At 72.9% G+C, this 18,859-nt stretch carries 18 protein-coding genes; 8 read left to right on the top strand and 10 right to left on the bottom strand.

Annotated features, from left to right (window positions below; translation table 11 throughout):
- Window positions 1-20 precede the first annotated feature (20 nt).
- The 3 genes from ABZT47_RS27090 to ABZT47_RS27080 all read right to left on the bottom strand — a co-directional run bounded on the left by ABZT47_RS27090 (window position 21) and on the right by ABZT47_RS27080 (window position 3,134).
- Complete coding sequence (locus ABZT47_RS27090) at window positions 21-1,196, bottom strand: zinc-dependent alcohol dehydrogenase (RefSeq protein WP_354847751.1); 1,176 nt, start codon at window positions 1,194-1,196, stop codon at window positions 21-23.
- The gene (locus ABZT47_RS27085) at window positions 1,193-1,666 is read right to left on the bottom strand and encodes a hypothetical protein (protein WP_354847748.1); all 474 of its coding nucleotides are present in this window, start codon (window positions 1,664-1,666) and stop codon (window positions 1,193-1,195) included. The genes ABZT47_RS27090 and ABZT47_RS27085 overlap by 4 nt, the downstream gene beginning before the upstream one ends.
- Window positions 1,667-2,801: 1,135 nt before the next feature.
- A complete protein-coding gene (locus ABZT47_RS27080; RefSeq protein ID WP_354847746.1) occupies window positions 2,802-3,134 on the bottom strand; it encodes an Lsr2 family protein in 333 nt (110 codons plus the stop codon).
- A 438-nt stretch (window positions 3,135-3,572) separates the two neighbouring features.
- Here ABZT47_RS27080 and ABZT47_RS27075 point away from each other — a divergent pair, with 438 nt between their 5' ends.
- Window positions 3,573-4,436, top strand: coding sequence for an NAD(+)/NADH kinase (locus ABZT47_RS27075; protein ID WP_354847743.1), 864 nt, complete (start codon window positions 3,573-3,575; stop codon window positions 4,434-4,436).
- A gap of 15 nt (window positions 4,437-4,451) precedes the next feature.
- Here the strand turns inward: ABZT47_RS27075 and ABZT47_RS27070 are convergent, their stop codons facing one another.
- On the bottom strand, window positions 4,452-5,762 hold the full coding sequence (locus tag ABZT47_RS27070; RefSeq protein ID WP_354847740.1) for an MFS transporter: 1,311 nt from the start codon (window positions 5,760-5,762) through the stop codon (window positions 4,452-4,454).
- Between the two features lie 149 nt (window positions 5,763-5,911).
- Between ABZT47_RS27070 and ABZT47_RS27065 the strand changes: the two genes are divergently transcribed.
- Genes ABZT47_RS27065 through crcB form a run of 3 tightly spaced genes read left to right on the top strand, consistent with a single transcriptional unit; the run spans window position 5,912 to window position 7,079 of the window.
- Window positions 5,912-6,331, top strand: coding sequence for a CrcB family protein (locus ABZT47_RS27065; protein WP_354847738.1), 420 nt, complete (start codon window positions 5,912-5,914; stop codon window positions 6,329-6,331).
- Entirely contained in the window at window positions 6,328-6,720 is a 393-nt protein-coding gene (locus ABZT47_RS27060) for a DUF190 domain-containing protein (RefSeq protein ID WP_354847735.1), read from the top strand. Before ABZT47_RS27065 ends, ABZT47_RS27060 begins: the two co-directional genes overlap by 4 nt.
- Window positions 6,717-7,079, top strand: a complete 363-nt coding sequence (gene crcB, locus ABZT47_RS27055; RefSeq protein WP_354847732.1) for a fluoride efflux transporter CrcB — start codon at window positions 6,717-6,719, stop codon at window positions 7,077-7,079. The genes ABZT47_RS27060 and crcB overlap by 4 nt, the downstream gene beginning before the upstream one ends.
- Window positions 7,080-7,122: 43 nt before the next feature.
- On the opposite strand, the gene ABZT47_RS27050 is transcribed toward crcB, so the two are convergent.
- The 5 genes from ABZT47_RS27050 to ABZT47_RS27030 form a co-directional block, all read right to left on the bottom strand.
- Window positions 7,123-8,097, bottom strand: a complete 975-nt coding sequence (locus ABZT47_RS27050; RefSeq protein WP_354847730.1) for an alpha/beta hydrolase — start codon at window positions 8,095-8,097, stop codon at window positions 7,123-7,125.
- Window positions 8,098-8,546: 449 nt separating this feature from the next.
- A complete protein-coding gene (locus ABZT47_RS27045) occupies window positions 8,547-9,398 on the bottom strand; it encodes a DUF3618 domain-containing protein (protein WP_354847728.1) in 852 nt (283 codons plus the stop codon).
- Window positions 9,395-9,850 carry a phage holin family protein gene (locus ABZT47_RS27040; RefSeq protein WP_354847725.1) on the bottom strand — a complete coding sequence of 152 codons (456 nt, stop codon included), beginning with the start codon at window positions 9,848-9,850 and terminating at the stop codon, window positions 9,395-9,397. The genes ABZT47_RS27045 and ABZT47_RS27040 overlap by 4 nt, the downstream gene beginning before the upstream one ends.
- Before the next feature lie 54 nt (window positions 9,851-9,904).
- Window positions 9,905-10,903, bottom strand: coding sequence for a DNA topoisomerase IB (locus ABZT47_RS27035; RefSeq protein WP_354847722.1), 999 nt, complete (start codon window positions 10,901-10,903; stop codon window positions 9,905-9,907).
- Between the two features lie 124 nt (window positions 10,904-11,027).
- Window positions 11,028-11,453, bottom strand: coding sequence for an SPW repeat protein (locus ABZT47_RS27030; RefSeq protein WP_354847720.1), 426 nt, complete (start codon window positions 11,451-11,453; stop codon window positions 11,028-11,030).
- A 427-nt stretch (window positions 11,454-11,880) separates the two neighbouring features.
- Here ABZT47_RS27030 and ABZT47_RS27025 point away from each other — a divergent pair, with 427 nt between their 5' ends.
- The 4 genes from ABZT47_RS27025 to ABZT47_RS27010 are packed head-to-tail and all read left to right on the top strand — an operon-like array spanning window position 11,881 to window position 18,244.
- Window positions 11,881-13,191: a lysine N(6)-hydroxylase/L-ornithine N(5)-oxygenase family protein gene (locus ABZT47_RS27025; RefSeq protein WP_354847717.1), complete on the top strand. Its 1,311-nt coding sequence runs from the start codon at window positions 11,881-11,883 to the stop codon at window positions 13,189-13,191.
- Entirely contained in the window at window positions 13,188-14,909 is a 1,722-nt protein-coding gene (locus ABZT47_RS27020; protein ID WP_354847714.1) for an ABC transporter ATP-binding protein, read from the top strand. Before ABZT47_RS27025 ends, ABZT47_RS27020 begins: the two co-directional genes overlap by 4 nt.
- A complete protein-coding gene (locus ABZT47_RS27015) occupies window positions 14,906-17,146 on the top strand; it encodes an ABC transporter ATP-binding protein (RefSeq protein ID WP_354847712.1) in 2,241 nt (746 codons plus the stop codon). Before ABZT47_RS27020 ends, ABZT47_RS27015 begins: the two co-directional genes overlap by 4 nt.
- A 21-nt stretch (window positions 17,147-17,167) precedes the next feature.
- Window positions 17,168-18,244 (top strand): iron-siderophore ABC transporter substrate-binding protein, encoded by a 1,077-nt coding sequence (locus ABZT47_RS27010; RefSeq protein ID WP_354847709.1) that lies wholly within the window; start codon window positions 17,168-17,170, stop codon window positions 18,242-18,244.
- A gap of 389 nt (window positions 18,245-18,633) precedes the next feature.
- On the opposite strand, the gene ABZT47_RS27005 is transcribed toward ABZT47_RS27010, so the two are convergent.
- Window positions 18,634-18,840, bottom strand: a complete 207-nt coding sequence (locus ABZT47_RS27005) for an MbtH family protein (RefSeq protein ID WP_354847706.1) — start codon at window positions 18,838-18,840, stop codon at window positions 18,634-18,636.
- Window positions 18,841-18,859: the final 19 nt, after the last annotated feature.

Below are 18,859 nucleotides of genomic sequence, written 5' to 3'. Positions count from 1 at the left end.
GAAGGCATGCGGTCACCGCACTAGGCCCAGGGGCGGAAGACCGCGCGCACGCACCCGTCCTTCTTGTTCTTGAACAGGTCGTAGCCGTGCGGCCCGTGCTCCAGCGGCATGGTGTGGGTCGCCATGTGGGCCGTGCGCAGCTCGCCGTTGCTCACCATGTCGAGCAGTCTCGGGATGTAGCGCTGCCCGTGCTGCTGAGCGCCCCTGACGGTCAGGCCCTTGTTCATCATCGCGCCGAGCGGGAACTTGTCGACCAGGCCCGCGAAGACGCCGAGCACGAACACCGAGCCGCCCTTGCGGCAGGCGTAGATGGCCTCGCGCACCGCGGCCGGACGGTCCAGCGTGAGGCCCGCCCGCTGCTTCACCCGGTCGTACAGGCGTTTCGGCCCGGCGCTGTCGGCCTCCAGCCCGACGGCCTCGATGCAGACGTCCGGGCCCCTGCCACCGGAGCGCTCCTTCAGCTCGGCGATCACGTCGGTGCGGGTGTAGTCCAGGGTCTCGGCGCCCACGTGGCGCTCGGTCATGGTCATGCGCTCGGGGTGGCGGTCGATGGCGATCACCCGCTCGGCGCCCAGGAGCATCGCCGCGCGGGCCGCCATCTGGCCGACGGCGCCGCAGCCCCACACCGCGACCACGTCGCCGGGCTTGACCCCGCCGAGGTCGGCGCCCATCCAGCCCGTGGGCGCCGCGTCCGAGCAGAACAGGGCGTCCATGTCGCTCACGCCGTCGGGCACGGCGAAGGCGCCGTGGTCGGCGAAGGGGACGCGGACGTACTGGGCGTGGCTGCCCTTGAACCCGCCGGTGGCGTGGGAGTAGCCGTAGATGCCCGCGGACGGCTGCCCCCACAGCATGTCGGTCAGGCCGGGATCGGGGTTGGAGTTGTCGCAGGCCGACCACAGGCCGTTCTCGCAGTTCCAGCAGCGGCCACAGCCGATGATCGAACACACCACGACCCGGTCGCCGGCCTTGTGCCGGCGCACTTCGGTGCCGACCTCGACGACCTCGCCGAGGAACTCGTGCCCGATCACGTCGCCCGCGCGCATGGCCGGGATGTAGCCGCCCAGCAGGTGCAGGTCGGAACCGCAGGTCGTGGTGAGGCCGACCTTGACGATGGCGTCCTGGGCGTTGAGGATCCTGGGGTCGGGGACGCGCTCCACCGACAGCTCGTTCACGCCCTGCCAGCACAGTGCCTTCACAGCCGCCCCTCCCCGCCCGCGCGCTGCACGGCGAGATCCAGAATCTTCCCTGCGGGAGTGGGCCGCGTGCTCGGCGGCGCGTCCGGCAGCAGCACCTCCCCCGTCTCCATCAGGCACTTGGACTCCCGCAGCGCCTTTCGCACCGCCTGGCGCGGATCCTCGCCGCCGAGCCGGGCGAGCACCTGCGTGGCGCCGGTGGGCACCCCCGCGAGCGGGCGGGCGCCGAGTTCGGTGCCGCGGCCTCCGGGCGCCTCGCGCACCCGCACCTCCACGGTGTCGCCCAGCCTCGCCAGCGGCTCGGGGAGCCGGCCCTCCGCCAGCACCTCCTCCGGCCGGCGGTTGATGGTGACCATCAGCCAGCGGGCGGCCTCCCGCCGCGTCCTGGCCCTGCTCCGGCGCGAGGAGCGCCATCGCATCACGCCCAGACCGATGCCGCCGAGCGACACCGCCCCCAGAACCGCACGTTTCATTGCCCTCTCCCCCTTGATGGACAACTGCTCCCATGGCTACCCGCTCGCACCGGGCGCTATCTCGGCGCCGGCGGCACTTGAGGAGGAGTTGACGACCCGCTGATCGCGTCGTGGCCCCGCGTGCGGGCGGCCCTCGGTCACCATGCCCTGTTCAGCGCGTCCGGCGGGCGGTCCAGGGGCGCGGAGGCCATGCTCCTATGACTTATAGGAGCGGAAAGGTACGACAAACCGCCATACGCGGGTACGCGGAGCCGCTAAGCATCCACGGGCATTCACCGGCACGACGACCGGTCAATAGGCTCGCCGGAGGGCATTGCATATCGCGATCGCATGTAACGCGGCGGATTGGGCGCGGGACGGCGGCGAATGTCCGGAAGCGGACAGCGGACGCCCGCCGGGCCGCCGCGATAGGCTCCGCGCCGGAAAATGCCCGGGCAATCGCCCCGGCCGCGGCGGGCATTCCCATTACGGCCGGTGAGACGGCATGCGGTCGGACAGGACCCTCCCGGCGGGTTCGGGCCGGCCGCGGAGTAGGCGGGTGAGAGCGTCGTGACGGCAGACGCTATCGCAAGATGGTGACGTCGGTAAGGCGGATGCGTCAAGTCGTCATGTCCCGGCCGGATCGGTTCGGATTGACATGGCCGAGGGCCGGCATACCCGGCGCCCGGGCGCGGCAAGGCGCACACGGCGGTTGTCGCGCGGCGATCCCGCGACCTCTCGCACCTGTTAAGCATCGGTTACGGGTGGAAAGCCGCCTTGCCGGCGGCGTGCTGCCTGCCCATGATTTCCGGGGACTCCTCCAGAGCCGGGCGGCGGCACGGCTAACACGTAACGACGGTAAGGAATAGTGCTCATTGTGACAAAGTGACTGAAGTCAGCACTACCCTTCCGCGAATGGCGACCCGAGCACGCTCGGCGGGGCCGCCCCTGGACGCGCACCGACCAGCGCCGCGGATCCGCAGGTCAACCCCGTCGTCCACGAGGACGGCGGAGGCCGGGCGGGGCCGTCCTCCCCACTGGGACGGCCTCTGCCCGCTGCGAGCACGGCGGCCGCAAACGCGGTCCGCGTGCGGCGACCCGCGCGGCGGATCACATGCTCGCCGGGCGACTAAACCGGGCGGGACGGCTTAATCAATCACTGAGCCTGTTCGTACTGTGCCACGATGTGCGAGGCGATGCGGCCACGCTCGCTGACGTTCAGGCCATGCGCCTTGGCCCAAGCGCGGATCTCGGAGCTTTTGTCGCGAGAGGGACGCTGAGAGCCGCCACGCTTGCGCCCCCGGGCGGGAGCGCTCTCAGCCCGGCGCGCGCTGGACACGAAAGGCGAAAGAGCCTCGCGGAGATTCCTGGCGTTTTTGTCGTTCAGATCGATCTCGTAGCTGGTGCCGTCAATCGCGAAGGACACCGTCTCTTTTGCTTCGCCACCTTCCAGGTCGTCGATGAGAAGCGTCTGGATCTGTGTCGCCATCTTCCACTCCTTTCACAGGGCATAGTTTGACCCCTCAAGAATATACCCGATTTCCGCCGCCTCCCACGTGTGGAACAGGGCGGCGCATTGGCCGGCTCTTGGGGCTAAGTTAGCGCGGTTTCCGGCTCGCCCTCGGTTTACCACGTCGATCAGCGCGTCATCGGCCCGGAACGACGCCACATCGGCCACCAAACTGGTGTCAGCACCACTTAATTAGGCGATGGTGGATAGTGTCGACTACACAATCTCCCGCGCCCGGCGCGGTGCCATCTCGCGTCGTCCCGCGTCGTCGTGCGTCGTCGTGCGTCGTCGTGCGTCGTCGTGCGTCGTCCCGGTCGCCACGCGGCCGCGAAGGCCGCGGCCGGCGGGCCACCGTGGGGGCCACCGTGGCGGGGACACCGGCGTCCGCAGGAGGCGGGCGGCCGTACAGTTGCCTGCATGGGCATGGTCAAGACCGTAGGGCTGGTGCTGCACCCGCAGCGGGACTCCAAAGAGGCCATCGACACCATCATCGAGTGGGCCCGCACCAGGAGCGTCACCGTGCTCGGCCTGCCCGACGAGGTGGGCCGCATCGACTGCAGTGCCGTGCGGGTCGACGCCGCCACGCTCGTCGAGCGCGCCGACCTGCTGGTGAGCCTGGGCGGCGACGGCACGATGCTGCGCACCATGCGGCTGGCCTCCGAGCGCATCACCCCGGTCCTCGGCGTCAACCTGGGCAAGCTGGGCTTCCTCGCCGAGATCGACGTCGAGGAGCTGCCGCCGGCGCTGTCGGCCATCGACAACCACCGCTTCACCGTCGAGCCGCGCATGGCCGTCCGGGCGTCCATGCCCGACGGCGAGACGGTCACCGCGTTCAACGACATCGCCCTGGTGCGCATCCCCGGCGAAGGACTGTCGGCGGTGTCGATCTCGGTGGGGGGCCAGCCCTTCGTCCGGTACGCCTCCGACGCCGTCATCGTGGCCACCTCGACCGGTTCGACGGCCTACAACTTCTCCGCCGGCGGCCCGCTGGTCTCGCCGCTGGTCGAGGGGTTCCTCGTGGTCCCGGCCGCGGCCCACTCCTCCTTCAACCGGGCCCTGGTGCTGTCGGCCGACGAGGAGGTCACCCTGGAGCTGCTGCCCTCCAGCGGGCAGCTCGCCGTCGAGGTGGACGGCTCGGTCGGCGCGCGGCTGTCGCCCGGCGACCGCCTCACCGTGACGGCGGTGCGCTGCGCGGGCCGCGTGGTCCGCCTCGGCACCACCACCTTCTACGAGCGGGCCCGCCGCAAGCTGCGGGTCAGCGGCAGCGCCGAGGTCGACTGACGCACCGGCGGGCCGTCAGTAGGCGGCCTGGTCGGCGATGTCGACCTTCGAGCGGTCGGGCAGCAGCAGAGTCGCGGTGAATCCGACGACCGCCCCCGCGATCATGAACAGCGCGATCGCCTGCCAGCCGAAGTCGTGCAGCAGCCAGGTCGCCACCAGCGGCGCCGGGCCTCCCGCGATGAGCGAGGAGAGCTGGTACCCCAGCCCGGCGCCGCCGTACCGCAGGCCGGTCGGGAAGCTCTCGGCGATCATCGCCGCCTGCGGGCCGTACTCCATGGAGTGCTGGATCTGCACGATCATGATGGTCAGGAACACCACGACCGGGATGGCCGTGTTGAGCGCCATGAAGTACGGGAACGCCACGACCGCCAGCACCACCGCTCCCGTCGCGTACACCTTGCGCCGGCCGACCCGGTCGCTCAGGTGGCCGAAGGCGGGGATGGCCGCCAGCTCCAGCGCCGCCGCGCAGGTCACCGCCGCCAGCGCGAACCCGCTGGACAGGCCGACCTCCTTGACGACGTAGGTGAGCGCGAAGGTGGTGAAGATGTAGAACGGCAACTGCTCGGAGGCCCGGGCGAGCGCGCTCAGCACGACCTCCTTGGGGTGCCGGGTCAGCACCTCGGCGATCGGCAGCCGCGCCACCTGGCGCCGCTCGATCACCTGGGCGAACAGCGGCGTCTCCATGACGCGCAGCCGCACCCACAGGCCGACGGCGACCAACAGGACGCTGGCCAGGAAGGGCACCCGCCAGCCCCACTCGACGAAGGCGTCGCCGGCGGTGGTCGCCAGCAGGGACATCATGCCCGTTCCGAGGATGAGGCCGATCGGGACGCCGGTCTGCGGCCAGCTCGCCATCAGCCCGCGGCGCCTCTGGTCGCCCCATTCCATGGACAGCAGCACCGAGCCGCTCCACTCGCCGCCGACCGCGATGCCCTGCAGGACGCGCAGCACCACCAGCAGCACCGGCGCCGCGACGCCGATGGACGCGGTGCCGGGGAGCACGCCGATCAGGGCGCTGGACACCCCCATCAGGACGAGGGTGACGATGAGCGTCGCCTTGCGGCCGATGCGGTCGCCCCAGTGCCCGAAGATCGCCGCTCCGACGGGCCGGGCGGCGAAGCCCACCGCGTAGGTCGCGAAGGAGGAGAGCGTCCCGGCGTACTCGCTGGACTGTGGGAAGAAGACCTGCGGGAAGACCACCGCGGCGGCCGTCCCGTACAGGAAGAAGTCGTACCACTCGATGGCGGTGCCGACGACGCCGGCGAAGGCGGCCTTGCGCCGCTGTGACCGCATGTCCTCGGCGCGGAGATCGCTGTCCAGGGGCACCTGATCCTCCTCAGGAGCGGAGATGGTGACTGCGATCTTCACTCCGCGCCGCCGCCGTCCGCAAGGGCCCCTGTGATGTGGTTCACATCCGGTCCGCTCACCTGGCCTGGCGATCCGGCCGTCCGGCTCCCGCCGATAGGGTCGGTGCCATGGACGGCTCGCCGGTTCCCTGGGACACCCTCGGCGTGATCTCCGCGGGCGGGGTGATCGGCGCGCTCGCCCGGTTCGGGCTCGGCGCCGCCTTCCCGCGACCGCCCGGCGGGTTCCCGTGGACGATCTTCGCCATCAATGTGGCCGGATGCCTGCTGATCGGCGTGCTGATGACCACGATCGCCGAGGCGGGCCAGGTGCACCGCCTGCTGCGCCCCTTCCTCGGGGTCGGCGTCCTCGGCGGGTTCACCACCTTCTCGGGGTACATCGTGGACATCGGCCGCGCGACCGCCGCCGGAGCGCCCGGCGTCGCGCTCGCCTACCTGGCGGGGACGGTGCTGTGCGCCGTGCCCGCCGTGTACGCGGGCGCCGTGCTCACCCGCGCGGCGCTGCGGCTGCTCCGCACGGGGCGGTCATGACCAGAGACGGGGCCGGCATGGCGGACATGGTGAAGACGGCGAAGCTCCAGGGCCCCGCCCTCCGGCTGTCGGTCTTCGTCGGCGAGTCCGACCAGTGGCACCACCGGCCGCTGTACCACGAGATCGTCCGCCGCGCCCACGAGGCGGGGCTCGCCGGGGCGAGCGTCGTGCGCGGCATCGAGGGCTTCGGCGCGACCTCGCGCATCCACACCTCCCGCATCCTGTCGCTGTCGGAGGACCTGCCCATCGTGGTCATCATCGTGGACGCCGAGGAGCGCGTCCGCGCCTTCCTGCCCCGCCTGGACGAGCTGGTGACCGAGGGGCTGGTCGTCCTGGACCAGGTCGAGGTGATCCGTTACACCGCCCGGCCCGGCGGGACCGCGCCGTGAGCGTGCTGCTGGTGATCCTCGGCGCGGCGCTGGGCGCCCCGCTGCGCTACCTGACCGACCGCTTCGTGCAGGCACGGCACGACGCGGCCTTCCCCTGGGGCACCTTCACCGTGAACGTCTCCGGCTCGGCGCTGCTCGGCTTCCTCGTGGCGCTGCCCGCGGGCGACGGGGTGATGGCGTTGCTGGGCACCGGGTTCTGCGGCGCGCTGACCACGTACTCGACCTTCGGCTACGAGACGCTCCGCCTGGTCCAGAACGGCGCACGGCTGCTGTCGGCGCTGAACGTCGCCCTGAGTGTGGCGGCCGGGCTGGCCGCCGCCGGCTGCGGCGCGCTGCTGGCCCGCCTCATCGCCGGCTGACCGCCGCGCCGCCCGCCCGCCGCGAGCGCGGCGGGCACGCGTCTCAACGGGCGAGGGCGCGGCGCAGGGCGGCGGAGCGTCCGGCGACGGCTCTGCGGCTCAGCTCGGCGCCCGGCACCAGCGCGTCGAACCCGTGGAAGGCCCCCGGGTACATGTGGAACTCGGTGGACACCTCCGCCTGGACGAGCCGGCGGGCGTAGTCGGCGCACTCGTCGCGGAAGACCTCCAGCTCGCCGACGTCGATGTAGGCGGGCGGCAGCCCGGACAGGTCCCCGGCCCTGGCCGGCGCCGCGTACGGCGGCACGCCGGCGGACCCGGCCGCCTCGCCCAGCAGCGCCCGCCAGCCGAAGGCGTTGGCGGCGCTGTTCCACGCCACCGCATCCTCCGACCGCAGGGACGAGGGGGTGGTTCCCCGGTCGTCGAGCATGGGCGCCAGCAGCAACTGGAAGGCGACGGCGGGGGTGCCGCGGTCGCGGGCCAGCAGGACGGTGCCCGCGGCGAGCCCTCCGCCGGCGCTCCCTCCGCCGACGGCGATGCGCGCGGGGTCGACGCCGAGGTCGCCGGCGTTCTTCGCCGTCCACACCAGGCCGGCGTAGCAGTCCTCGACCGGGGCGGGGTACGGGTGCTCGGGGGCCAGGCGGTACTCCACCGAGACCGCCACGCACCCCACGTCGCGCACGAAGGTCGCCACCCGGGCGTCGTCCATCTCCACCAGGCCGAGGATCATCCCGCCGCCGTGGATCCAGTACAGGCACGGCAGCGGCGCCGGGCCGCGGCGCTCGGCGGGCCGGTAGACGCGGAGCCTGATGTCGGGCGCGCCGTCCGGGCCGGGCACACGCTGGTCCTCGACCGTGACGCCCGGACCGGTCATCGGCGGCATGGCCGCGAACGCGCCGGCCATCCGCCGTCGCAGGGCCGGCAGGTCCTCGGGGGACATCCGGGCGAAGTCGATCGGCGGGATGAAGGCGTGCTCCAGCCCTGCGGCCAGCTCGGGGTCCATGTTGGGATGCGGCGGCATGCGGTTCCCCTCGTGCGAAGTGCGCCGCGCCCTGCGCGGCGGAGCCGACGGGGGGATGGCGGACGGGCCGTCGAACGGGCGGTCGGCGGCGAAGCGGACAACGGTGCTACGCGGACGGCGCCTGATGACGCCTGATGAGCATCCGCCGCCGCTTCGGCGCCGACAACCGCGACATGCCTCCCATGACCCACTGTTTCCCAGCCGATCGACCTGACGAGAGACCACCCGCCCGCACACCGCGCCTCCGCAGCAGGCCGCGCCCATTCCCCGCGGACCGTACGCCACGCCTCCGCCCTGCCGTACCCCACGCCTCCGGCGCGCCCGTTCCCCGCGGGCCGTACACGGCGCCGGGCGCCGCGTACGGGCCGCACGCCGTGCCGGCGCCGGGCGCCGCTTCGCCGTGGCGCCCCCATGGTGCCGGCGGGGCGGGGTCGAGCGCGGCGGGATGGTCAGGTGCGGCGGGACAGCATGCGGTCGCGGGCTTGACGGGCCGCGTGCCACGCCTCGTGGGCGGTGCTGGGACGGGCGCGCCGCTGCGCCCAGGCGAGCAGCCCCGCCCCGGCCACGGTGGCGGCGCCCGCCGCGATGATCACACCAGGACGGCGGCGCGCCTGGGTGGAAACCTGCTCCGCCACACTTCTGAGCCGCTCGGGAACAGGCTCACGGGCCGTCTCCCCCGTGACCGGGCCGAGGCCCAGGCCGGTGTCCATCTCGGTGTCCATGCCGGTGGCCCCCTCGCCGGTCCGGGTGTGGGTGACGCCGCGCAGGCGGTCGGCCATCTCAGCGGCCTTCTCCTTCGCGGCGGCGGTGGTGCCGGTCACCTTGTCCCTGGCCGCGGCCGTGGTCTCGGTCACCTTCTCCTTGGCGGCGGCCTTGGTCTCGGCCACCTTGCGCTGGGCGCGGGACTTCACGTCGACCTTGTGCGCGAGCGCCTCGACCGTGCGGCCGAGCTCCTCGCGGGTGCGCACGATGTCGTCGCGCAGCCGGTCGGCCTCCGAGACGCGCGTGCCGCCGTGCCCGCCGTCGGGCGAACCATGGCCGTCGGGCGAACCGTGGCCGGGCTCGGCGGCCGGCGTGGATTCTGCGGCGCGGACGGGCGTCTCGGACAGCCCGGCGAGCGGGTCGCCCCTGCCGTGGCTGACCACGGGCTTCACGTACGGCTTGGGCGGCGCGTGGACCTCGGGCACGTTGAGCGAGGGGCCGGCGGACTCAGGCGTCGCGGTGCCCGGCTCCTGTCTGCGCAGGCCCACTTCGCCCGCGGTGGGGCGGTGGTCCGCGCCGATCGGGTCGTTCTCGGTCATCGGTGTGCACTCTCCTTCACGGCGTCGACATCGGCCTTGATGCTGCGGATGGCCTCCTGCGGCAGGGGCGGCGTGGCCCTGGCGACCTGCCGCTTGCCCACGAGCGCGAGCACGGCGGCGACGATCAGCAGCACCACGCCCACGATCAGGGCGGAGATCCAGGGCGCGAGCGCCTGGGCCACCAGCAGGATCAGCGCGGCGACCAGCGCCCCGCCGCCGTACAGGGCGACCACTCCGGCGCCGCCGAACAGGCCGGCGCCGAGGCCGGCCTTGCGGCCCTTGCCGGTGAGCTCGATGGCGGCCAGCCGGATCTCGTCCTTGACCAGCCGGGATACGTCCTCCGACAGGTGCCGGACCAGCTCGGCGGTCGACAGGGAGGCGTACGGGTTAGCGGCGGGCCGGCCGTCTCCCAGGTCCGTGGCGGCCGCGCGGCCGTCCTTCAGGTCGGTCATGGCTGTTCCCCTTCCTTTCCCCGGCTCCGGCAGCGCGGCGCCGGCCGGGAGCGGCTATGAACGGCGGAGCAGGCTGATCACCGCCCGTTCGACGCCGCCGTGCGTCGCGAGCTGGCCGAACCCGGCGTCGGCGCCGAGCTCGACCAGCGCCCGCTCGATCGTGCGGCCCTTGTCGAAGGCGTCGATCACCCGGGGGTCGACGTAGGAGGCCCGCGCCACGGCCGGGGTGTTGCCGAGGTAGTCGGCCACCTCGTTCATCACGCGGCTGACGGCGCGCTTCCTGCCGGTCCTGTTGCGGGCCCGGGCGGAGACGGCCAGGCCGACCGCCGCCAGCACGGTGGCGTGCCAGGTGCGGAAGTCCTTGGCCGTCACCTCGAAGTCCATGGTCTCGCGCAGGTAGGCGTTGATGTCCTCGCTGCGCACGTCCACCCAGACCGAGCCCTCCTGGTAGCGCAGCAGCTCTCCGTCGCGGCCGTCGCGGTGCAGCGCGGTGACGACCTTGCAGACCTCGGCGTCGATGAGCCGGACCTCCCTGGGCTTGCCGCCCTTGGCCGGGTAGGAGCAGGCGACCACGCCATTTCCGCAGGTCACATGCTCGGTTCGCAGGGTGGCGAGCCCGTAGGACTCGTACGACTCGCCGCCGACGCGGAAGAAGCCGATGTCGAGCATGCGGGCCGCGGCGGCCAGCACGCGGTCACGGCTGAGGCCGCGCCGCTCCAGGTCCTTGCCGACGCGTTCACGGAAGGCGGGGAGCCTGCGCGCCATCTCGCATACGCGGTCGAACTTGACGCGATCTTGCTCCTCCCGCCACACGTCGTGGTAGCGGTACTGCCGCCGGCCGGCGGTGTCGGTTCCCACGGCCTGGATATGGCCGTCGGCGTCCCGGCAGATCCATACCTCGCGCCACGCCGGCGGGATGGCGAGGGCTTTGAGCCTCTCCAGCGTCCGCCGGTTCTTCACCGGCCGGCCGTCCGGCCAGTGATAGCTGAACCCGCGTCCCCGGCGCCTGCGGCGGATGCCCGGTTCGGCGGGATTGCTCTGTCGCAGCTCCACGAGGACCCCATACCCGTGCTGAGCGCGGCAAACGGCCGGGCCGTCCAGGATGCCGCCCGGCCGCCGGCGGGAGCGCGCAGCGGGTGTGGCGAGGCGCGCCCGCCACACCCGGCCGGGCACTCCGTTACTGCCGCATCGGCATCTTGCGGTTTCCCACCGCCATGGCGCCGAGGCCGAGCAGCAGGATGACGATGCCGGTGATGACGTTGTTCCAGATCGACCCGGTCGTGTGGGACCGGATGATCCACGGGGACAGGATCGTCCAGACCCCGAGGATCGGCGCGATCCACGTCAGCCCGTACGTCCGGCCGAACGCCGACGCGAACCCCAGGGCGAGGGCGGCCAGGGCCAGTCCGGTGACCATGTTGCTCACCGACAGCCGCGACAGGCCGTTGAACCCCACCACCCACGGGGATATCGCGAGATAGAGCCCCGCCAGGAGCGTCAGCCCGTCTATCACCTGCGCCGCCATGCTGGAACTCGCCCGCTCGTACTTGGCTCTCATGGCCACGATGTCGGGGTGCGCCTCCAGGCCGGTCGGTCTAGTCATGACCTCACCGCCTCCCGTTTTGCTTCTCGGTACGGATCAATTTCGCCATACCCGAGATGGAGGCCGGGATCACGGTGACCTGGGCAAATAATTCCAATCGTCATGACTGATCATGAGATTGAACACCATGGAATGTCATTTCGGCCGCGGACCGCGCGCGTCCCAGACACCCCGGCGTACGCGCGGTTCGTCCGGCGCCGGGGCTGGACGATCCCGGACGAAACCCCTACCGGCCCCGTCCGACCCCACCTGGCCCACCTCGCCCCCGCTCGGCCCGCACCGAGCTTGACAGCCCTGCGCACGGGATGGTTACTTAGGGCTGCCTTACCTTATTTAGGTTAGGCATACCTAATCATTACCTCGTCCAGCCCTTCCCGGCATCGCCCCCATCGCATGAAGGACCAGACCGTATGAAGGAGCGGACGCCATGACCCGCGTCTATGATCTCGTCGGCATCGGCTTCGGCCCGTCCAACCTCGCCCTCGCCGTCGCCCTCGCCGAGCGCGGGGACACCCCTCTGGACGCCGTGTTCCTGGAGAAGCAGGAGGCGTTCGGCTGGCACCGCGACATGCTCCTCGACGGCGCGACGATGCAGGTGTCCTTCCTGAAGGACCTGGTCACCATGCGCAACCCGGTCAGCCGCCACAGCTTCGTCAATTACCTGCATGCCAAGGGCAGACTGGCCGACTTCATCAACCTCAAGACGATGTACCCGACCCGGCTGGAGTTCCACGACTACCTGTCCTGGGTGGCCGCCGACTTCGACGACCGGGTGCGGTACGGCGCCGAGGTCGTCACCGTGCGGCCGGTCGAGGACGCGGACGGGCGGGTGGAGCTGCTCGACGTCGTCGTCCAGCGCGGCGGGCCGGACGGCGAGCTCGCGACCTACCGCGCCCGCAATCTGGTGGTCGCGGCCGGCCTGCGGCCCACGCTGCCGGACGGGATGGTGACCGACGGCCGGGTGTGGCACAGCCAGGAGCTGCTCACCCGACTGGACGGTCTGACCTCCCCGCCGCGCCGGTTCGTCGTCGTGGGCGCCGGGCAGAGCGGCGCCGAGGTCACCGAACACCTGCACCGCAGGTTTCCCGGCGCCGAGATCTGCGCCGTGTTCGCCCGCTACGGGTACAGCCCCGCCGACGACAGCCCCTTCGCCAACCGGATCTTCGACCCGGCCGCCGTGGACGACTTCTACGCCTCCCCCGAACCGGTGAAGCGCATGCTGCTGGACTACCACGCCAACACCAACTACGCCGTCGTCGACCTCGACCTGCTGCGGGAGCTCTACCGGCGGGTGTACGAGGAGCGGGCGGCCGGGACCGAGCGCCTTCGCGTCATGAACATGTCCCGGGTGACCGGGCTGAGCGACGAGGGCACGCATGTGGAGGTGACCGTGCGGTCGCTGGCCGACGGCGAGGTGGAGAGGCTGCGGGCGGACGCCGTGGTCTACGCCACCGGGTACCGGCCGGTCGACCCGCTGGACCTGCTCGGCGCGGCCGGCGCGTACTGCCTGCGCGACGAGCGCGGCGGCCTGCGGGTGGGCCGCGACCACCGCCTGGAGACCACCGGCGGCATGGACTGCGGCATCTACCTGCAGGGCGCGACCGAGCACACCCACGGCATCGCCTCCACGCTGCTGTCGACCACCGCCGTGCGGGCCGGAGAGATCCTCGGCTCCATCCTGGGCCCGGCCGGACGCCCGCACGTGCCCTCCGCCTCCTCCCCCAGGGCCACAGGGTGACCGGTGGCTCCTCGCGGGTGCGGACGGGTGCGCCGGGGCGGGCGGTACTGCTGCGCGCCGTCCGGGGGCAGCGGCGCGACCTCGCGCTCGGGTCGGTGCTCGGAGCCGGTCACCAGGCCGGCGAGGCCCTGGTCCCCGTCCTGATCGGCGTCGTGATCGACCAGGCCGTCGCCGGCGGCGACGCCGGGGCGCTGCTGGGGTGGCTCGCGGTGCTCGCCGTCGTGTACGTGGGGCTGTCGTTCGGTTTCCGCTTCGGCGCTCGCGCCGGGGAGCGAGCCGCCGAACGGAGCGCCCACGCGCTGCGCGTCGAACTCGTACGCCGCGTGCTGGATCCCCGCGGCGGGGCGGAGAACGGCAGGCTGCCTGGCACCCTGGCCACCATCGCGACCGAGGACGCCAAGCGCGTCGGCGCCGTCGCCATGGCCGTGATGATCGGCATCTCGGCGCTGACGGGGCTCCTGGTCGGCGCCGTGGTGCTGCTGCGGATCTCCGTGCCGCTCGGCCTGACGGTGCTGGCCGGGACACCCGTGCTGCTCTGGCTCGGGCATCTGCTCGGCAAGCCCCTGGAGCGCCGCAGCGAAGCCGAGCAGGAGCGTGCCGCGCACGCCTCCGGTGTCGCCACCGACCTGGTGACCGGGCTTCGCGTGCTCAAGGGCATCGGCGCCGAGTCGGCGGCCGTCGCCCGCTACCGGCGCACCAGCCGCGACTCGCTGGCGGCCACGCTGCGGGCGGCCCGGGCGGAGGCACTGCAGAACGGCATGGTGCTGACCCTCACGGGATGCCTCATCGCCGTCGTCGCGCTCACCGGCGGCCGGCTCGCCCTCCAGGGTGACATCAGCCTGGGCCAGCTCGTCTCGGCGGTCGGTCTCGCCCTGTTCCTGCTGGGACCGCTGGAGGTGTTCTCCTACGTCAACGCCGACCTCGCCCAGGGCCGGGCCTCCGCGGCGCGCATCGCCGACGTACTGTCCGCGCCGCCGCGCGTGACCTCCGGCGGCGCGCGGCCGGCGCGGCCCGTGCGGGGCGCGGTCCGGCTGCGCGGCGTCAGCCACGGCGGGCTCCGCCAGGTGGACCTCGACGTCGCCCCCGGCGAGGTGCTCGGCGTGGCCGCCACCGATCCGGCGGACGCCGCGGCGCTGCTGCGCTGTCTCGGCCGCCGGTCCGACCCCGACTCCGGGGTGGTCGAGCTGGACGGCGTACCGCTGAACGAGTTGGACCCTGCCGGCCTGCGCATGGCGGTGCTGGTCGCCGACCATGACGCGGAGCTGTTCGAGGGCACCTTGCACGACAACGTCGGGGCCGCGGCGCCCGGCGACGCCGGCTCCGGCCGCATCGCCCGCGCGCTGGCGGCGGCCGGGGCCGACGAGATCGTCCGGGCCCTGCCGCTCGGCGGCGACACGGCGGTGGGCGAGCGCGGAAGCTCGCTGTCCGGCGGGCAGCGCCAGCGCGTGGCCCTGGCTCGGGCGCTGGCCGCCGAGCGGCCCGTGCTGGTGCTCCACGACCCGACCACCGCGGTGGACGCGGTCACCGAGGCACGCATCGCCGCGGGCGTCCGCGAGTTCCGCCGCGGCCGCACGACGATCCTGGTCACCACCAGCCCCGCGCTGCTCGCGGTCACCGACCGGGTGATCCTGCTCGACGACGGCCAGGTCACCGACACCGCCCCGCACGCCGAACTGGTGCGACGTCACGCCGCCTACCGCACGGCGGTACTGGCATGACACGCGACACCGGCACGCCCCACGGCACCGGCATGACAGGCGACACCGGCATGACAGGCGACACCGACACGCCCGACCGCCCCGACATGCCTGGCAGTACCGACATGGGCGGCGTTACCGATTTGGGCCGCGATACCGGCATGAGCGGCGGTGCCGGCATGGGCGAAGGTGCGGCGGGGACGGGCGTCGCCGGGGATCGGCTGACGCCGGCCACGTCCGCGCCCGTCTCCGCTGAGGGGGGACGGGCGCTGCTGCCCACGGCGAACCCGGCACGGACCTGGGCCGCCGCGCGGGAACTGCTGCGACCGCACCGGGGCCTGGCGTTCGGAGGGTTCGCGGTGATGGTCGCCGCCACGGCCGCCGGCCTGCTCATCCAGCCACTGCTGGGGCACATCGTCGACCTGGTCGCCGGACGGCGGCCCGCGCAGGCCCTCACCGCGCCCGCCGCGCTGCTGGTGCTGGTCGCCGTCGTCCAGGGGGCCGGCACCGGGCTCGGGCTGTCCCTGATATCGCGGCTCGGGGAGACCGCGCTCGCCCGGCTGCGCGAGCGGTTCGTCGAACGCGCCCTGCGGCTTCCCCTCGCGCAGGTGGAGCAGGCCGGGTCCGGCGACCTGACCGCCCGGGTCACCGGTGACGTCTCGCGCGTGGCCGAGGCCGTGCGGACCGCCCTTCCCGAACTGGCCCGCTCACTGCTGGCCATCGTGCTCACTTTTGGAGCGCTGGCCGTGCTCGACTGGCGGTTCCTGCTCGCAGCGCTACTGGTGGTGCCGATCCAGGCGCACACCGCGCGCTGGTACGTGCGCAACGCCGTGCCGTTGTACGCGCGGCAGCGCGTCGCCGACGGGGCGCAGCGGCAGCAACTCCTGGACAGCATCAGCGGCGCCTCCACCGTCCGGGCGTTCCGGCTGGAGGCCGAGCACGAAGAGCGGGTGACCCAGCGGTCGTGGTCGGCGGTGGAGCTGACCATGCGCGGGGTACGGCTGGTGCTGCGGTTCTACAGCCGCCTGCACGTGGCGGAGTACATCGGCCTGGCGGCGGTCCTTGTCGCCGGTTTCCTCCTCGTGCGCGGCGGCGCGGTGTCCATCGGCACCGCGACGGCCGCGGCGCTGTACTTCCACAGCCTGTTCGCGCCGATCAACTCCGCGCTGGTCCTGGCCGACGACGCTCAGTCGGCCGCCGCGAGCCTCGCCCGGCTGGTCGGCGTCGCCGACCAGCCGGCACCCGAGGACCCCGCACCCGGCCGGGCACCCGAGCTACCCGCACCCGAACAGGCTCCGTCCGAACGACCGGCGCCCGGCCTGCCGGCACCCGAGCGGCCGTCACCCGAGCGGCCGGCATTGGATGGGCAGTCATCCGAGGGGGCGTCGGAGGAGCCGTCGTCCGAGGAGCCGTCGTCCGAGGAGCCGTCGTCCGAGGAGCCGTCGTCGGAGGGGGCGGAGCGTGCGGAGGATGCCGGAGGCTCGCTGCTTGCGGGGGACCCCGTGGTGACGGTCAGCGGGGTCGGGCACGCGTACGAGGCCGGGCGGTTCGTCCTGCACGATGTCGATCTCGTCATCCGCCGCGGCGAGCGTGTCGCGCTGGTCGGCGCCAGCGGGGCGGGCAAGACGACGCTCGTCAAGCTCATCGCCGGCGTCCACCGCCCGACGCAGGGCTCGGTACGGCTGGCCGTCCCCGAGCGGGACCGGCCGGGCCCCGCGGTGGCACTGATCACCCAGGAGACGCACGTCTTCGCCGGGCCGCTCGCCGAGGACCTGCGGCTGGCCCGCCCGGAGGCGACCGAAGGCGACCTGCGCGAGGCCCTGGCCCGCGTGGAGGCCCTGACCTGGGTGGAAGCGCTGCCGGAGGGCCTTTGGACGGTCGTCGGCGACGGCGGTCACCGCCTCACCGCCATGCGGACACAGCAACTGGCCCTCGCCCGGCTCGTCCTGGCCGACCCGCCGGTGGCGGTGCTCGACGAGGCCACGGCCGAGGCGGGCAGCACCGGGGCCCGCGCCCTGGAGCAGGCCGCCCTGCGGGCGATCGAGGGCCGTGCAGCCCTGGTGGTGGCGCACCGCCTCACCCAGGCCGCGACCGCCGACCGCGTCGTCGTCATGGACGGCGGCCGGGTCGTGGAGAGCGGCCTCCACGACGAACTGCTCGCCGCCGGCGGACCCTACGCCGCGCTCTGGGAGTCCTGGTCGGACGCCCGTTCCGGCGAACACCAAGCTCCCCCCACGCACAACGCACCGATCATCTGACGAAAGCCGAAGGAAATCTCGATGTCCCGTTCCACCAGAGGCACCCGGCTCGCCGCAGTGCTCGCCTCCGTCCTGCTGCTCTGCGGCACCGTCGCCGCCTGCGGCTCCGGCACCGGATCCGGCGGCGGCTCCGCCCCCAGCGCCGCCGAGCCCTCCGGCGCCCCGGGCGGCGGCGCCTTCCCGGTGACCATCGAGCACAAATACGGCAGCACCACCATCGCCGCCGCGCCCAAGCGGATCGTCACGGTCGGGCTGACCGACCAGGACTCCGTGCTGGCTCTCGGATCGGTGCCGGTCGGCACCACCGAATGGCTGGGCGGCTACAAGGGCGCCATCGGCCCCTGGGCCACCGACCGGCTGGGCGCCGCCGCCGCGCCCGTCGTGCTCAAGGACACCGGCACGGGACCGCAGGTGGAGAAGATCGCCTCACTGGCCCCCGACCTGATCTTCGCTCTGTACTCGGGGCTGACCAAGGAGCAGTACGCGACCCTGTCGAAGATCGCCCCCGTGGTGGCCCAGCCCAAAGACTACGCCGACTACGGCGTCCCGTGGCAGCGGCAGACCGAGATCATCGGCAGGGCGCTGGGCAAGGAGGCGGAGGCCAAGAGGCTCGTCGCGGGCGTCGAGGCCGAGTTCACCGCCGCCAAGCAGGCGCACCCGGAGTTCGACGGCGCCACCGCGGTGATCGCCACCCCGTACCAGGGGATCTTCGCGTACGGACCGCAGGACAACCGCTCGCGCATCCTGAGCTCGCTGGGCTTCACGCTGCCCTCCGGCCTGCAGCAGGCCGTGGGCGACCAGTTCGGCGCCAACATCAGCAAGGAGCGCACCGACCTGCTGGACACCGGCGCGATCGTGTGGATCGTGGCCGACCCCGCGGCGGACGCGGCCAAGCTCCACAAGGACAAGCTGTACGGCGACCTGAAGGTCGTCCGGCAGGGCCGCGAGGTCTTCGTCAAGGAGACCGGCGACTACGGCAACGCCTTCTCGTTCGTCTCGGTGCTGAGCCTGCCGTACACGCTCGACCGGCTGGCGCCGCAGCTCGCGGCCGCCGTCGACGGCTCCCCCGCCACCGAGGTCACCGAACCGGCCTCCTGACCCGCCCCGGCACACGGGGCACTGCCCGCGGAGAAGGGCCGGCCCGCGACTCCCATCGCGGCCCGGCCCTTCTTGCGTACGCGGCCCCCCTCTCCTGTACGTGCCCGCCCTCTCCGGGGACCCCTTCTTTCGCGGGGGCCCGCCCTCTCCGGAGACCCCTTCTTTCGCGGGGGGCACGCCCTCCTACCTCCCCCTGCGGGGACACGCCTTCCACGCGGGAACTCGGCCTCCCAAGGGGGGGCACGCCCTCCGGCAGGGGCCGCCCTCGCGGGGGCACGCTCGCCCGCAAGGACGCTTTGTCCCTTCCTCAGGCCATGCCCTCCCGTACAAGGACCGCCCTTTCGCGGGGGGCGCGAGCTTCTCGCATGCGCCGTGCGCCCCCCGGGGGGTCAGCCGTCCTGGTCCACCAGGCTCTTCGGGCGCATGTCGGTCCAGTTGGCCTCGATGTAGGCGAGGCACTCCTGACGGGCGGCGGGCCCGTGGACGGTGGTCCACCCGGCGGGGACCTCGGCGAAGTCCGGCCACAGGCTGTGCTGCCCCTCGGCGTTGACCAGCACCGAGTAGACGCCGTCGGGGTTGTCGAAGGGGTTGCTCATCTCGGGTTCTCTCTCCTCA

This window comes from Sphaerisporangium sp. NPDC005289, from assembly GCF_040607455.1.
Classification (GTDB): Bacteria; Actinomycetota; Actinomycetes; order Streptosporangiales; family Streptosporangiaceae; genus Sphaerisporangium; species Sphaerisporangium rhizosphaerae.
The sequence above is the reverse complement of the archived record's forward strand: the minus strand, read 5'-3'. Positions and strand labels throughout refer to the sequence as shown.

Excerpts from the sequence above, each read along its gene's own strand:
- ABZT47_RS27050 (WP_354847730.1), bottom strand. The coding sequence starts at position 8,097 with ATGCCGCCGCATCCCAACATGGACCCCGAGCTGGCCGCAGGGCTGGAG.
- ABZT47_RS27075 (WP_354847743.1), top strand. The coding sequence starts at position 3,573 with ATGGGCATGGTCAAGACCGTAGGGCTGGTGCTGCACCCGCAGCGGGAC.
- ABZT47_RS27060 (WP_354847735.1), top strand. The coding sequence starts at position 6,328 with ATGACCAGAGACGGGGCCGGCATGGCGGACATGGTGAAGACGGCGAAG.
- ABZT47_RS27065 (WP_354847738.1), top strand. The coding sequence starts at position 5,912 with ATGGACGGCTCGCCGGTTCCCTGGGACACCCTCGGCGTGATCTCCGCG.
- ABZT47_RS27010 (WP_354847709.1), top strand. The coding sequence starts at position 17,168 with ATGTCCCGTTCCACCAGAGGCACCCGGCTCGCCGCAGTGCTCGCCTCC.
- ABZT47_RS27085 (WP_354847748.1), bottom strand. The coding sequence starts at position 1,666 with ATGAAACGTGCGGTTCTGGGGGCGGTGTCGCTCGGCGGCATCGGTCTG.
- ABZT47_RS27040 (WP_354847725.1), bottom strand. The coding sequence starts at position 9,850 with ATGACCGACCTGAAGGACGGCCGCGCGGCCGCCACGGACCTGGGAGAC.
- ABZT47_RS27025 (WP_354847717.1), top strand. The coding sequence starts at position 11,881 with ATGACCCGCGTCTATGATCTCGTCGGCATCGGCTTCGGCCCGTCCAAC.
- ABZT47_RS27030 (WP_354847720.1), bottom strand. The coding sequence starts at position 11,453 with ATGACTAGACCGACCGGCCTGGAGGCGCACCCCGACATCGTGGCCATG.
- ABZT47_RS27005 (WP_354847706.1), bottom strand. The coding sequence starts at position 18,840 with ATGAGCAACCCCTTCGACAACCCCGACGGCGTCTACTCGGTGCTGGTC.
- ABZT47_RS27045 (WP_354847728.1), bottom strand. The coding sequence starts at position 9,398 with ATGACCGAGAACGACCCGATCGGCGCGGACCACCGCCCCACCGCGGGC.
- ABZT47_RS27080 (WP_354847746.1), bottom strand. The coding sequence starts at position 3,134 with ATGGCGACACAGATCCAGACGCTTCTCATCGACGACCTGGAAGGTGGC.
- ABZT47_RS27015 (WP_354847712.1), top strand. The coding sequence starts at position 14,906 with ATGACACGCGACACCGGCACGCCCCACGGCACCGGCATGACAGGCGAC.